The sequence below is a fragment of the Spirosoma foliorum genome (genome assembly GCF_014117325.1).
Classification (GTDB): domain Bacteria; phylum Bacteroidota; class Bacteroidia; order Cytophagales; family Spirosomataceae; genus Spirosoma; species Spirosoma foliorum.
On the sequence record NZ_CP059732.1, the window covers coordinates 3,116,738 to 3,130,325 of the forward strand.

The 13,588-nt window shown below is 47.1% G+C and carries 13 protein-coding genes; 10 read left to right on the forward strand and 3 right to left on the reverse strand.

Translation table 11 applies throughout. The annotated features are described in order from the left end of the window. Positions 1 to 198: 198 nt before the first annotated feature. The 7 genes from H3H32_RS13040 to H3H32_RS13070 all read left to right on the forward strand — a co-directional run bounded on the left by H3H32_RS13040 (position 199) and on the right by H3H32_RS13070 (position 6,684). The gene (locus H3H32_RS13040) at positions 199 to 843 is read left to right on the forward strand and encodes a 7-carboxy-7-deazaguanine synthase QueE (RefSeq protein ID WP_240543760.1); all 645 of its coding nucleotides are present in this window, start codon (positions 199 to 201) and stop codon (positions 841 to 843) included. Positions 844 to 875: 32 nt separating this feature from the next. Next, positions 876 to 2,789: an OmpA family protein gene (locus tag H3H32_RS13045; RefSeq protein WP_445265559.1), complete on the forward strand. Its 1,914-nt coding sequence runs from the start codon at positions 876 to 878 to the stop codon at positions 2,787 to 2,789. A 197-nt stretch (positions 2,790 to 2,986) separates the two neighbouring features. Next, positions 2,987 to 3,958, forward strand: a complete 972-nt coding sequence (gene trxB, locus H3H32_RS13050) for a thioredoxin-disulfide reductase (RefSeq protein WP_182463122.1) — start codon at positions 2,987 to 2,989, stop codon at positions 3,956 to 3,958. A 100-nt stretch (positions 3,959 to 4,058) separates the two neighbouring features. Next, positions 4,059 to 5,129 (forward strand): peptidoglycan DD-metalloendopeptidase family protein, encoded by a 1,071-nt coding sequence (locus tag H3H32_RS13055; protein ID WP_182463123.1) that lies wholly within the window; start codon positions 4,059 to 4,061, stop codon positions 5,127 to 5,129. A gap of 69 nt (positions 5,130 to 5,198) precedes the next feature. Then, positions 5,199 to 5,516, forward strand: coding sequence for a 50S ribosomal protein L21 (gene rplU / locus H3H32_RS13060; RefSeq protein WP_157588287.1), 318 nt, complete (start codon positions 5,199 to 5,201; stop codon positions 5,514 to 5,516). Between the two features lie 98 nt (positions 5,517 to 5,614). Beyond that, a complete protein-coding gene (gene rpmA, locus H3H32_RS13065; RefSeq protein WP_182463124.1) occupies positions 5,615 to 5,914 on the forward strand; it encodes a 50S ribosomal protein L27 in 300 nt (99 codons plus the stop codon). Between the two features lie 167 nt (positions 5,915 to 6,081). Beyond that, a complete protein-coding gene (locus H3H32_RS13070; protein ID WP_182463125.1) occupies positions 6,082 to 6,684 on the forward strand; it encodes a NifU family protein in 603 nt (200 codons plus the stop codon). A 328-nt stretch (positions 6,685 to 7,012) separates the two neighbouring features. Here H3H32_RS13070 and H3H32_RS13075 read toward each other — a convergent pair whose 3' ends face one another. Beyond that, complete coding sequence (locus H3H32_RS13075; RefSeq protein ID WP_182463126.1) at positions 7,013 to 7,384, reverse strand: winged helix-turn-helix transcriptional regulator; 372 nt, start codon at positions 7,382 to 7,384, stop codon at positions 7,013 to 7,015. Between the two features lie 164 nt (positions 7,385 to 7,548). On the opposite strand from H3H32_RS13075, the gene H3H32_RS13080 reads away from it, so the two are divergent. The 3 genes from H3H32_RS13080 to H3H32_RS13090 all read left to right on the forward strand — a co-directional run bounded on the left by H3H32_RS13080 (position 7,549) and on the right by H3H32_RS13090 (position 10,260). Next, positions 7,549 to 8,115: a hypothetical protein gene (locus H3H32_RS13080; RefSeq protein ID WP_182463127.1), complete on the forward strand. Its 567-nt coding sequence runs from the start codon at positions 7,549 to 7,551 to the stop codon at positions 8,113 to 8,115. 123 nt (positions 8,116 to 8,238) lie between these two features. Then, on the forward strand, positions 8,239 to 9,249 hold the full coding sequence (locus H3H32_RS13085; protein ID WP_182463128.1) for an aldo/keto reductase: 1,011 nt from the start codon (positions 8,239 to 8,241) through the stop codon (positions 9,247 to 9,249). A 90-nt stretch (positions 9,250 to 9,339) separates the two neighbouring features. Next, positions 9,340 to 10,260 carry a helix-turn-helix domain-containing protein gene (locus tag H3H32_RS13090; protein WP_182463129.1) on the forward strand — a complete coding sequence of 307 codons (921 nt, stop codon included), beginning with the start codon at positions 9,340 to 9,342 and terminating at the stop codon, positions 10,258 to 10,260. Positions 10,261 to 10,487: 227 nt separating this feature from the next. Here H3H32_RS13090 and H3H32_RS13095 read toward each other — a convergent pair whose 3' ends face one another. Further along, positions 10,488 to 13,019 carry a serine hydrolase gene (locus H3H32_RS13095; RefSeq protein ID WP_182463130.1) on the reverse strand — a complete coding sequence of 844 codons (2,532 nt, stop codon included), beginning with the start codon at positions 13,017 to 13,019 and terminating at the stop codon, positions 10,488 to 10,490. Beyond that, positions 13,016 to 13,489 (reverse strand): Lrp/AsnC family transcriptional regulator, encoded by a 474-nt coding sequence (locus H3H32_RS13100; RefSeq protein ID WP_182463131.1) that lies wholly within the window; start codon positions 13,487 to 13,489, stop codon positions 13,016 to 13,018. The genes H3H32_RS13095 and H3H32_RS13100 overlap by 4 nt, the downstream gene beginning before the upstream one ends. Positions 13,490 to 13,588 lie beyond the last annotated feature (99 nt).

Below are 13,588 nucleotides of genomic sequence, written 5' to 3' on the forward strand. Positions count from 1 at the left end.
AAGGGAGAATGTGTAGCCCGTTGGGAAATCATGGCGCAAAGGTAAAAAAGAATTTCAGGACTTTCTGCAAAAAAACGCCTGTCACTTCTCATTCCTGAAACTAAAATCCTCGGCAATGGGTCTATTTATGCAGGCAGAAAAGCAGTGGGCCCGATAGACACAACGAAGCATTCCAGTGAACCTTCTGTATCTTTGTATATGCTTTTAGAACAGAATCAACAAACAACAATCGAATCGACAACTACCTCCCTGCCCGTCATGGAAGCTTTTTACACGCTTCAGGGCGAAGGTGCCCATTCAGGACGGGCCGCTTATTTTATCCGGCTTGGCGGGTGCGATGTAGGCTGCTTCTGGTGCGACGTCAAAGAATCCTGGGATGCCGACCTGCATCCGAAATTATCGATTCAGTCTATCGTTGATAGTGCCCTACAATATCCCGGACGAATGGCCGTCATTACAGGCGGAGAACCCCTCATGCACGACCTGACAGGGTTAACTTCCGCTTTGCAGGCAGCAGGATTTCAAACGAACATTGAAACCTCGGGCGTATGTCAGGCTGTTACGGGTTCCTGGGATTGGATTTGTTTTTCGCCAAAGAAATTTAAAGCCCCCAACCCCGACATTTACAATAAAGCGGACGAGCTAAAAGTTATTATCTACAATCAATCTGACTTTGCATTTGCCGAGTCGTTTGTGCCACATTTACGTCCCGATTGCAGGCTCTTTTTGCAAACTGAATGGGGGCGTTCCAATGAAATGCTACCTCGTATCGTTGAATACGTAAAAGATCACCCGCAATGGCAAATTTCGTTGCAAACGCACAAGTACATGGATATTCCGTAAGGAAATGGATAATGACTAATGTACAATGGATAATGGAATTAAAGTATTGGAAACTCCTGTTCATTATTCATTTCACATTAGTCATTATCCATTATTCTTCCGCCCAAACTCCTAAAGCCCAGGAATTCTACGCACAGTCGATCAAGCTATTTGGTGAACGGAAAGCCGATGAAGCCATTCCGTTTATGGAGCAGGCGATCAAGCAAGACCCCAACTTTACAGATGCCTATCTAAAACTCGGTCAGCTTTACGAATTCAAGAAACGGTACGACCCTGCTCTGGCGTCTTATCGGAGCGCCATAAAACTTCAACCCGATAACCCTGCTTCTGGAGCCGCTTATCAGTCATTGAGCAATACTTTACTTCGATTGGGGCGATACAGCGAAGCACTCCCCTATCTCGAAAAATATCAGACGATGTTTGCCCCGCAATCGACGCAGGCCAAGCGAATTGCCCGCCAAATTGAAACCGCACGTTTTGCGCAGGAAGCCATGCAACATCCGCAGGCTGTCGAACCCAAACCCCTATCGTCTGTTTTACAAACAACACCCTCTCAGTACTTTCCGGTGCTCACAGCCGATGAACAAACATTGGTTTTTACAGCGTTGAAACCAGAAGGTGATGAAGACTTAATGACGTCGACCTTCAACGGAGAAACCTGGTCACCCCCTACCTCACTTGCCACCAATATCAATACACCCGAAAACGAAGGCACAGCCAGTTTGTCGGCCGATGGGCGTACCATTGTGTTTACAGCTTGTCAGGGGCGCAAAGGATTCGGCAGTTGTGACTTGTATATGAGCCACAAAACGGGCAACGACTGGTCGAATCCTGAAAATCTGGGCACGCCCATCAATTCGCGTTATTATGAGTCACAGCCAGCTTTGTCGGCTGATGGACGACAGCTTTATTTCGTATCAGATCGTCCTGGAGGCAAAGGGCGTCGCGACATCTGGCGAAGCGAACGGAGTGCCACTGGCGACTGGAACGAGCCCGTTAACTTGGGGGAACCCGTCAACACACCGTTCAATGAGGCATCGCCTTTCATTCATCCGAACGGGCAGAGTTTGTTTTTTGCCTCAGAAGGGCATGTTGGCATGGGTGGCTATGATCTGTTTGTCGCCGACAATAGCGCATCGGGCTGGTCGGCCCCTGCGAACTTAGGCTATCCGATCAACAATTCAGAAGATCAGGCATCGTTGTTTGTCTCGGCCAATGGAACTCGCGCCTATTACTCGTACGAAGAACAGAAAGATGGCGTTTCGCAGAAATCAAGGCTTTATGCATTCGACTTACCAGAGTCATTGCGCGAACGGGTCAAGCCGGTAACATACCTGAAAGGCGTGGTCACCGATGCAAAAACCAAGAAACCCCTCAATGCCAGCCTTGAGTTAATCGACTTAAAAACGAATCAAGTTGTTTCCCGTGTGCAAACAGACAGTCAGACCGGGCAGTATACAGCCGTATTACCAAGTGGCGGTGAATATGCCTTGTACGTAAGTCAGCCGGGCTACCTTTTCAAAAGCCTTTCCTTTGATTTTACCCAGAAAACGAAAGGTGATGGTTTGTCATTAACTGTACCGTTGGAACCAGCCGTATCGGGCACGTCGGCCAATGAAACGCTAAATAATTTATTTTTCGAGTCAGGGCGCTATGACCTTGCCGAAAAATCCAAAACAGAACTTGACCGATTATCGACGTTTTTGCAGGCCAATCCAACCCTCAAAGTTGAGATTTCGGGGCATACAGATGACAAAGGCGATGCGGCTGCCAACCTGGGACTCTCCCAAAAACGAGCCCAGGCCGTTGTCACTTACCTCGCCAAAGCAGGCATTGATGCGGGTCGTATTCGGGCGGTGGGTTATGGCAAAGCGCACCCGCTTGTTCCGAACACAACAGATGAGAACCGGCGACTTAACCGGCGCATCGAGTGGAAAATACAGTGATTTACGATGTTCGATTTACGAATTATGATTTGGCTGACGCCAATACGACTCGCCTTCTATAAATCGTAATTCGCAAATCGAAGCGCGTAAATCATTGCTGTTTGCGGGATTTTTTTCAATTTTGTGTACGTTGTCACAATGCGCTCCCTATTTAGGGAGTCGTATTTTTAGTTACCAGGCAACTCATTTCCATTGCAATGACTCCCGAACACGTTAAGTGCTTAATTATAGGTTCCGGCCCTGCCGGATATACAGCTGCTATTTATGCCTCACGGGCTAATATGAAACCCGTTCTGTATCAGGGCGAACAACCTGGTGGGCAGCTTACCATCACAAATGAAGTAGATAATTTCCCAGGCTATCCTAACGGCGTCAATGGTCCGCAAATGATGCAGGATCTGGAAGCACAGGCACGTCGCTTTGGTAGCGACATTCGCTATGGCCTGGTAACAAAAGTTATTTTCGCCGAGCAACCCGGACCAGGGAACCCTCACCGGGCTATTGTTGACGACAAACACGAAATCACCGCCGACTCGGTTATTATTTCGACGGGTGCATCGGCTAAATGGCTCGGTCTCCCTTCCGAAATGCGGTTGAATGGCCGTGGTGTATCGGCTTGTGCGGTCTGTGATGGTTTCTTCTTCAGAGGCCAGGATGTGGCCATTGTTGGTGCGGGCGATACCGCTGCCGAAGAAGCCAGCTACTTAGCTAACCTCTGTCGCAAAGTATATATGCTGGTTCGTCGTGATGAAATGCGGGCGTCGCATTTTATGCAACAACGAGTTAAATCGGCCCATAATATCGAAATTCTTTATAACTCAGCAACGGAAGAGGTTCTGGGTGATGAAGACGTAACTGGAGTACTGGTAAAAAATACCGTGACCGGAGAAACGCGCGTTTTAGACGTGACTGGCTTTTTCGTGGCAATTGGTCACAAACCCAATACAGACATTTTCCGGGACTATATCGAGCTGGATGACAACGGATACATTCTGACTGAGAAAGGAAGCACCCGAACTAATATACCTGGTGTATTTGCCTGCGGAGACGCCCAGGATAACATCTATCGTCAGGCTGTCACGGCAGCGGGTACAGGCTGTATGGCCGCCCTTGACGCAGAACGTTATTTAGTCACGCTGGAAATGCAGGGCGAAGAAATTGTTCATTAACAAAACTAGTTTACCGTTTTCTGTTTACGGTTGGCTGATGCATCACCTTGCTCGCGTCAGCCAACCGTAAACAGAAAACGGTAAACTCATCTACTTATCGATGAGAAGAACCGCTACACAGTGGCTATTGGCCATTGGGTGTTTGTGCATTACCGTAACGGCACAGGCTCAGGAGCGCGGGCGATTTAAAAATAACCTGCGTATCACGCCCAAAAACGGAGCTAATCCGAATGCCCCGGTCGTCGAACAGCCGCAAAAAGCGGACGACCAATTTGATCAGGAACCAACTCAACTGCGCTTTAACAACCAGTTTGAGCCGAAAAAAGAATTAAACCCGGTTGTTAGTGAAGATACCAGCCAGCTCGATCAGGGCGAAACCAGCGTTGTCGAAGTAATTGATTCGGTTCTGGTCGGTAACGAATGGGTGAAAATTGCCGATTACTACGCTGTCTGGGATTCCCGAACGGTTGATCCGTATAATATTAATCCGCTCGAATTCGACGAAACGATTGATATTAAGCTGTACGACCCACCTGCCAACCGCTACTGGTCGGCCCCGCTGGACGAAGGTAAAATGACGTCGAATTTTGGGTTTCGCTGGGGACGTTGGCATACAGGTACCGATCTTGACCTTGAAACCGGAAATCCGGTTTATTCTGCTTTCGACGGTATTGTGCGCGTAGTGGGCTGGGATGGGAATGGATATGGTCGCTATGTATTGGTCCGGCATTACAACGGACTGGAAACACTTTACGGGCACATGTCGAAGCAAACCGTTGAGACAGGTCAACTCGTTAAAGCTGGAGACCAACTCGGTTTGGGAGGCAGTACAGGTCGTAGTTCTGGCCCTCACCTACACTTTGAGACCCGCTATGAAGGCAACCCGTTCAGCCCGCTCAATATCTTCTCGTTTCCGGAAAACACGATTAACTCGGATCATTTTCTGTTAACAGGTTCAGTTTGGGATTATCTGCGAGGAGGTCGATCGTCGTCATCATCCGAATCTAGCTCCCGGCCGCGCTTTAAACGGACTGTCTTGCATAAGGTTCGATCGGGTGAGACGCTTAGCTCCATAGCCGAGCGTTATGGAATGTCGTTATCGACACTGAAGCGTAAAAACCACATATCAGGCTCACGGCTTCGGCCTGGACAAAAAATACGCGTACATTAAGTGGTGTATTGGATTTTCAGGAAATAACTACTACCTTTGCACCCTCATTTCCAATTTCATACACAACACATGTACGCAATCGTAGAGATCGCAGGACAGCAATTCAAGATCCAGAAAGGTCGCACTATCTATACCCACCGGTTAGAAGGCGATGTGGACGCTGCTCTTGCCTCCGACAAGGTGAAGGTTCTCCTTGTTGACAACGAAGGGAGCATTAGCATCGGTGCTCCGACCGTCGCTGGAGCGTCGGTATCCGCTAAAATCGTTGAACACCTGAAAGGCGAAAAAGTTATCGTCTTCAAGAAGAAGCGTCGGAAAGGTTACAAAAAGAAAAATGGCCACCGTCAGTATCTGACGAAAGTCCTGATCGAAGACATCACTCTATAAACAGTTGTAAAGTTGTATAGTCAACAAGTGATAAAGTGATTTAGCACAAAAACGTTAAAACTATATAACCCTATAACTTTAGAACTCTTTTAAAGACAATGGCACACAAGAAAGGTGTAGGTAGTTCCAAAAACGGTCGCGATTCCCACAGCAAGCGCCTGGGTGTAAAATTATTCGGCGGTCAGTCGGCTATTGCCGGCAATATCATCGTTCGCCAACGCGGTACGAAACACCATCCCGGCAAAAACGTCGGTTTAGGTAAAGATTATACGCTCTTCGCTCTGGTAGCTGGTACTGTGAAATTCCGTCCAGGCCGCGATAGCCGCTCGTACGTGGATATCATCCCAGAAGGACCATCAGCTGTTGAAACAGTTCCTGTTGCTGAAGCAGCTGCTTAAATTCTAAAAACCTATAAGGTTTTGAAAACCTTATAGGTTTGAAAGCAAGAACCCGTTTAACAATCGTTAAGCGGGTTTTTTCATTTGTAAAAACTAAAAAATCAGTCAAGCTGTTACTTTCCTACTACTACCGGCCCTTGTACCGGTGAACTGAAACTTTCCTGACAATGAATTCTACGCTAAACCGTCCCGTATCCATTTTTACGGAAGGAAGTCCCAATCCGAACTCGATGAAGTTCGTCGTTAATTTTGAGCTTGTACCCTCTGGACTTTCATTCGACTACGCAACACCGGGTGACACGCTCCTCGAAGGAAAAGCATCGCCTTTGGCTGTCGCTCTTTTTGGCTTTGAGTTTGTCCGTCGGGTGTTTATTTCGGGAAATTTCGTGACCGTCACGAAAGACGACGAAACCGATTGGGATGAAGTTTTATTTGAGATTAAGTTATTCCTGAAAGAGTATTTTGGTGACCAGAAGCCCGTATTTGCTCAACGGACTATGGATGTGAATAGCACCAAACTTGATATGGATTCCGAAACGGTACAGAAAATAAAAGCTGTCCTGGATCAATACATCAAACCAGCTGTTGAGTCAGACGGTGGGGCTATTAATTTTTATTCGTTCGACGAACCCAGTGGTACGGTTAAGGTATTGCTGCAAGGTTCATGTAGCGGTTGCCCTTCTTCCACGCTTACGCTGAAAGCTGGTATCGAAAACCTACTCACTCGTCTGGTGCCTGAGGTGAAACTTGTGGAAGCAGAAGGGGTCTAAAAAATTCTATTAGTCAGTAGATCAGCTTTTAAAACAGGGCTATCAGTGGCCTGTACTTGAAACAGCAGTCATCCCAAATTTTGTGGGGATGGTAATAAAAGAACCTCCTTTCTTCGTTTTGGGCAACATCAAAACCAGATCGGAGGTCTTTTTATGCCCAAGACATACCAGCGATAAAAAGGAGATTTTTCCTCCAAAGTCATCAGCCACGACCTTTTTAGCGACCAAAGCCCAACACTAAGTCAGTAACTTCTTCCGCAGTAAGAAGTGGACAGCACTTCTGTTATAGCAGTCCGCCGTTACGGATGATAGGTGTATGGAATCGCCATTAAACACGATCTGAAGCCTGCTCCTTTTCATTTGCCATTCTTTTCAAATCGTTCAGACCCCAGTCCTGCATCACATACAAAATAGGAATTAGCGATTGACCGTATTCCGTAACCTTGTATTCGACGCGTGGTGGAATTTCGGGATAAATGATCCGCTCAAGAATACCATCTTCTTCCAGCTCCCGCAATTGATTAACCAGCATTTGCTTGCTGATAGCGGGCACCGCTTTTTGTAGCCGGCTAAACCGATTGCAATTTTTACTGATGGCATAAATCAGTAACGGTTTCCACTTGCCGCCTATCCGGTTCAGACAATGGGTAACCGGACAATTGTTCGGGTTAAAATCCTTGTTCTTTCTCGAATTTTCCATTAGTCTAAAAAAATGTACTAGTACCGGTTATCTTGACTACTTGTCACTTATAGACAAAGGTAACAACTTTGCTTGCGCTAAAACGGGCAGTTGACTATTGGTACCCAAAAGACCTCCAGGCACCCTATGCACGTCCAAAACGAGACTTCTAACAATACAAGGAAATGACAGTCGATCAAGTTAAACAATCTATTCTGGGCAGTTGGAAAAGCATCGCTCCTGAAATCCGACCAAGCATCAGCAAAAGCACCGACGGCAGCATGAAGCCGTTTTACCTCACGCGGGATTTCACCTATTTAGCCGATGACAAATTTGAGCTTGTCGTAGTTAATTCTGCCGATGCCTATGGCAAAGTGCCCTTGGTAAGAATGACCATTAAAGGACACGTACTTTGGCAAGGCCCGCACCCGATTGCGGAAGGTGCCCAAAAAATAGACTTTATTGCCGACGAGGCCTATGAAGTAACACCCTTACTACAAGGGTTTGCCGACGCCATGCACCAACTCGCCAGTCATGGATTTGTCCAATGGGAAGTAAACGGAACACAAAGTATTCTGGGGAAAGCCTTTCCTCCATTTGGGCTCATCGACGGGCAAATCTTCGCCGAATTTGACTTGATTTATGTATTGAACGATCTATTATTCTGGGGGGCACGGAATGTAGATGGGCGCGGTTTCGATACAGAAGCAAACCGACCAACCAATTTGCAGATCCCGATGATCCGAAAATGAGGGTTTTCTGTATCCAAATCGGCACTGCCCCGTTCTGGATACAACAACAAGAGATTGGGCTACTTTTTTCAGGGCGAGGACGCTGACATTTGTTTCCGTAAAACTCAAACGTAAAACGTAAACATGAGCAGTCTCAAACAAATTGAATTAGGCAGTCAGGGACTTGTTGTTCCAGCCATTGGCCTGGGATGCATGGGCATGACCAAGATTGCAGGTATGGATATTTATGGGAAAGCCGACGAAGCGGAATCGATTGCGACCATTCACCGCTCGCTGGAACTAGGGGGAAATTTCCTGGATACAGCTGATTTATATGGTCCGCTGGCTAACGAACGACTCATTGCCAAAGCCATCAAAGGAAGCCGCGACAAATACATCATCGCCACCAAATTCGGCTACGAAATTGATGATAATGAACAGCTTACCTGGCGTATAAACGGCCAACCAGCCTACGTAAAAAAAGCCATCGAGCGATCCCTTAAAAACTTGGGCACCGATTACATTGACTTGTATTATCTGCATCGGCTAGACCCTAATACGCCCATCGAAGACACGGTTGGTGCCATGGCCGATCTCATTAAAGAAGGTAAGATTGGCTACATCGGTCTCTCTGAAGTATCGGCAGCTACGATAAAAAAAGCCCACCAGGTCCATCCACTGACCGCAGTGCAAACGGAGTATTCATTTTTTGAACGGAGCGTGGAAGAAGAGGGTATTTTGGCTACACTTCACGAACTCGGAATTGGTTTTGTCGCTTATTCACCAGTGGGTCGTGGGTTTTTAACCGGATCGATCCAAAGTCCGGACGATTTCCCAGAGAATGATTTCAGACGAGGAATTCCCCGTTTTCAGGGCGAACAGTTTTATAAGAACATTGACTTGGTCAACGCCATTAAAGCGCTGGCTGAAACAAAAGGAATTACGCCTTCGCAATTGGCCATAGCCTGGATCATCTCGAAAGGATATGTGCCCATTCCAGGAACAAAACGGAGAACGTATGTAGCCGAAAATATTGCCGCAACGGACATTACGCTGACTGCCGAAGAACTGGAGAAACTGGAAGCAATCGTACCACTCGGTGTATCAACCGGCGACCGGTATGATGCCGCTGGTATGTCGATGGTGGGTTTGTAGTTCACCTCACCCCCGGCCCCTCTCCTGTTTTCAGGAGAGGGGTGAAACGCTGGGAATGAAAAATGCTCAAAATCAGATAATCTTGTAGTCATGAAAAAGGAAATGAATCAGCCCCATATTATCAATTCTATCTCTGAATGGCATGGCATAGCTGCCTTACCAAAGCCAGAGCATCCATTGATCAGTCTGATTCATCATGCCGATGTACCAGTTGTTTCAGACCAATACTGGAAAGGCAATGTTATTAACCTTTACATCATTTCGATTAAGAAGGACTTCAAAGGCAAGCTGAAATACGGCAAAAATTACTACGACTTTGATGAAGGCACCATGACGTTTCTTTCGCCGGGTCAAGTGCTCGCCGTTGAAGAAGACGATAGTCGAGATTGTTCCGGTTGGTCTCTTCTCATTCACCCTGACTTCATCAGAGGTTATCCATTAGAAAAGACGATCAAGACCTATGGTTTCTTTTCCTATGAGGTTACCGAGGCCTTGCACCTGTCGGATAAAGAAGACGCCCTGATCGAATCGTTAATCCGAAATATTGAACAGGAATATCATTCGTCTATCGACAGTTATAGTCAGGATGTTATGGTGGCCCATCTTGATTTGCTGCTCAATTATGCTAATCGGTTTTACAACCGCCAATTTATTACCCGTAAGCACGCCAGTCATGATCTGTTGACTAACCTGGAAGGCTTGTTAACCGATTATTTTAATAGCACGAAAGTACAGGAAATGGGGTTGCCAACAGTTCACTATATTTCCGATGCTCTCAATGTCTCTCCGAATTATCTGAGCGATTTATTGAGGAAACTAACGGGGCAAAGCACCCAGCAGCATATCCAGAATAAACTGATTGAGAAAGCGAAGGAAACACTGACCACAACCTCTCTGTCTGTCAGTGAAATAGCATACCAGCTCGGCTTTGAATACCCTCAGTCATTCAACAAACTCTTCAAAAGCAAGACGCAGCTTTCTCCACTCGAATTCAGGCAATCGTTTAATTAATGATGGTGGGAACGTAGACGTTTGCACCATCTATTCCTTTGTTCGGCGTAGTCTCTGGACTACGCCAAGGCGTTATCCGGTCTCCGACCGGAGTGAGTTAGAAGAACCGGTCGGAGACCGGATAACACCCGAACGTAGTATTGACTACGTTCAACGGGGGCTGGTAATCATAATTCTATCGGCCAGAGGCCGGAGAATAGTCGGCACGAACGTAGACGTTCGCGCCATTATCGCCGAATAAATACCCCAGGATGCGCACCAGTCGCTTTCTGATCCTGATACACCAGCTTTCCAGCTACCCAAACGGCTTCAATGCCGGTTGAGAGCGCACTGCTCTCGCCAATGCGAGCATTGTCCTGCACGGTGTCTGGATTAAGTAGCACCAAATCCGCAAAATAACCCGGCGTAATTAGTCCCCGATTTTTAAGGCCAAGGTGTTCCGCCGTTAGGCCCGTCATTTTATAAATGGCTGTTTCGAGTGGCATCAATTTCTGGTCGCGGACGTATCGACCTAATACCCGCGTAAAGGCGCCATAGCCGCGCGGATGCCCTCCGTAGGCACCGTCGGAACAGATATTGGTATGCGACCAGGCTAGAAAATTTTTCACATCCGGCTCATCCATAGACTTTCCCATAATACCCTCTACACCTTCGGCGTCTGGATTTTTCTGCGCAAATGCCGACGCTTCGGCTACTAAACCCATCAGCGTTTGAGCCGGTTTTTCATTTCGAAGTTGAGCAATGTTGCCAACGGTTTTTCCAGCATAAGCGGGGTTAGCAGCAAACCTAACCAGTACCGATTGGGTTGGGTCGAACAGTTGATTGACCGCAAATTCAGCGCTTGTAGCATTGGTATAATCACGTTTGGGGAACAACACGCGTATCGTCGACATCCAGTAATCATACGGATAGCAATCGGCGGTGATGTTTACTCCCTGAGCACGCGCCCGTTCCAGTTGGGCAAGTACTTGCGATGATTGCCCCCATTTGTCGCGCAGGGCAATTTTCAGGTGCGAAATCTGAACAGGCATTTTCGTTGCCCGGCCAATCTCAATGATTTCGTCGATGGCATCATCAATCAGTACGTCCTCACTACGTATGTGGCTGATATAACGACCACCCGAATCGGCAGCGGCCTGCGCCAGTTGAATGACCTCATCGCGATTCGAGAAAAACGCTTCTTCATACTCCAACCCCGTCGATAAGCCCAGCGAGCCTTTACTCATTTCAGTTCGTAACAAAGCCTTCATCTTGTCAACCTCCTCCGGTTTGGCTGTTCGGAAGAGTCCATTGGCTCCCAGGGCTTTCTGCCGCAGCGTAGCGTGCCCCGTGTAGGTTGCAATGTTAACGGCAACAGGATTCCGCTTCAATTGAGCCTGCAACGAATCAATCCAGTAGCTACCGCCATCCTGCCCAGACACGATAGTTGTAATCCCCTGATTAACAACGGCCAGCGCATCTGGTTGCTTGTTCAGTCCACCCACATGGTGGCTGTGGCTATCGATAAAACCGGGTGCCAGCACAAAGCCTTTCCCATCCGTGACCGATTCATTCGGAAAGGCTGTTAATTCGCCAATCTCCCAGATTCTATCGTTTCGAAGGCGAACGGCAGCTTTTCGAGGAGTTGCGCCTGTTCCATCGATAAGTTGAACATTCGTAATCAAGTGTGTTTGTGGCAATTGTGGCGCTTTTCCTTCAAATGCTTCCCGAACAATTCTCCCAGCAGCATTGCCTCCATTGGTCAACAGAATCAGCGTCTGCTTTTTGTCGGTATACCGAATAATCATGGTCCGAAAGCCCACCCAGCTGCCCGTATGCATGAGCACCTTAGCACTATCGTCTATCATCCAGCCAAAACCATATGGATAGGTGGTTGCATCATTCAGTTTAACCGGGGTAAACGCTTCCTTAAGTGTAGCCGCTTTCACTAGTTTTTCTGTATAAAGCGCCTGGCTCCAGGTCAATAAATCGTTGGCCGACGAATAGACATTTCCATCCCCAATAACACCATCAAGCCGGATCAGGTCATCCGGCACATTTTTTCCATTCTCTCGTCGGAACCCATAAACCCGGTTACGAGGCATGGTACTGCTTTTGTGGTAATAGATATAGGTATTCTTGAGCTTGAGCGGCTTCACAATATTTTTATCGAAAAATGTTTCGATGGGCATACTGCCAACCTTCGTAATGATCGAACCGAGTAACACATAACCCGTGTTGCAATACTCCCACCGATCGCCGGGCTGAAAGATGACTTCGGGTTGGTGTTGATGCAGCAATTGAAGCATACTATCGTTGGTTAGCGTATCGAGTGGGCCAGTATATTTCTGCGCCAGATCGAAATATTCGGGAAGTCCGGAGGTGTGGTTGAGCAAATCACGTACAGTAATCGTGGCGTAAGGAAAATCAGGCAAATAGGTTTGCACAGGCTCCTCATAGCTCAATTTACCCCGCTCCTGTAACTGCATGATCATCATCGCAATAAACTGCTTCGATACAGACGCCAGGTTAAAGGCTGAGTTGGTTGTCAGTGGTTCATTCGTCGTACTATTACCCGTACCTAATGCTTTCGTATAAAGCACTTTACCCTTTTCGGCAACCAGCACAACCCCATTGAACATGGCCCGGTTATAGAGCACGGTTAGAGTTGAATCAAGCGTTTTGAGATTGGGTGCCAGCAATGGCGTTCCCTTTTGGCCAAACGCATAGGAAAAGCTAATCAGGAAAGCAAGGAGAGGAAGGTGTAAAATTCGGTTCATGAATGACTTGATTTAGTGGGAGTCGGCACTACTGTTGACTGTTTAACCGTGTAAAGGGCAATGGCACTGCTATGGACACGAATCATTGAAAGCCGGGCCAGTTGTTGCAGAAACTGAGCATACTCTTTAATGTCGTGCATCAACACTTTCAGCTGATAATCAATCGTTCCGGCTAGATGGTAGGCTTCCAGCACATCGGGCATCTGGCGAACACTCTCTTCGAATTCATTAATATTTTCGGGCGTATAATCCGGCATCGATACATTACAAAAGACAACCAACGATCGACCCACTTTTTCAGCATCGACCAAAGCCACATAATTGGCTATCACCCCGTCGCGCTCCATCCGCTTGATTCGTTCAAAAATAGGCGTGGTGGTCATGCCTAACTGCTCTGCCAAATCCTTGATGGTCAGTTTGGCATTCTGCTGTAATAAAGTCAGCAAGCGTAAATCAATATCATCGAGCATAGTCTGCGTAGCATGCTATTCTTTTCAAGACTGGAATCTTACTCTCTAAAAGAATAATATTCTAACCAGTTAAAAAAGCTATTATTTTATTCAGACAAT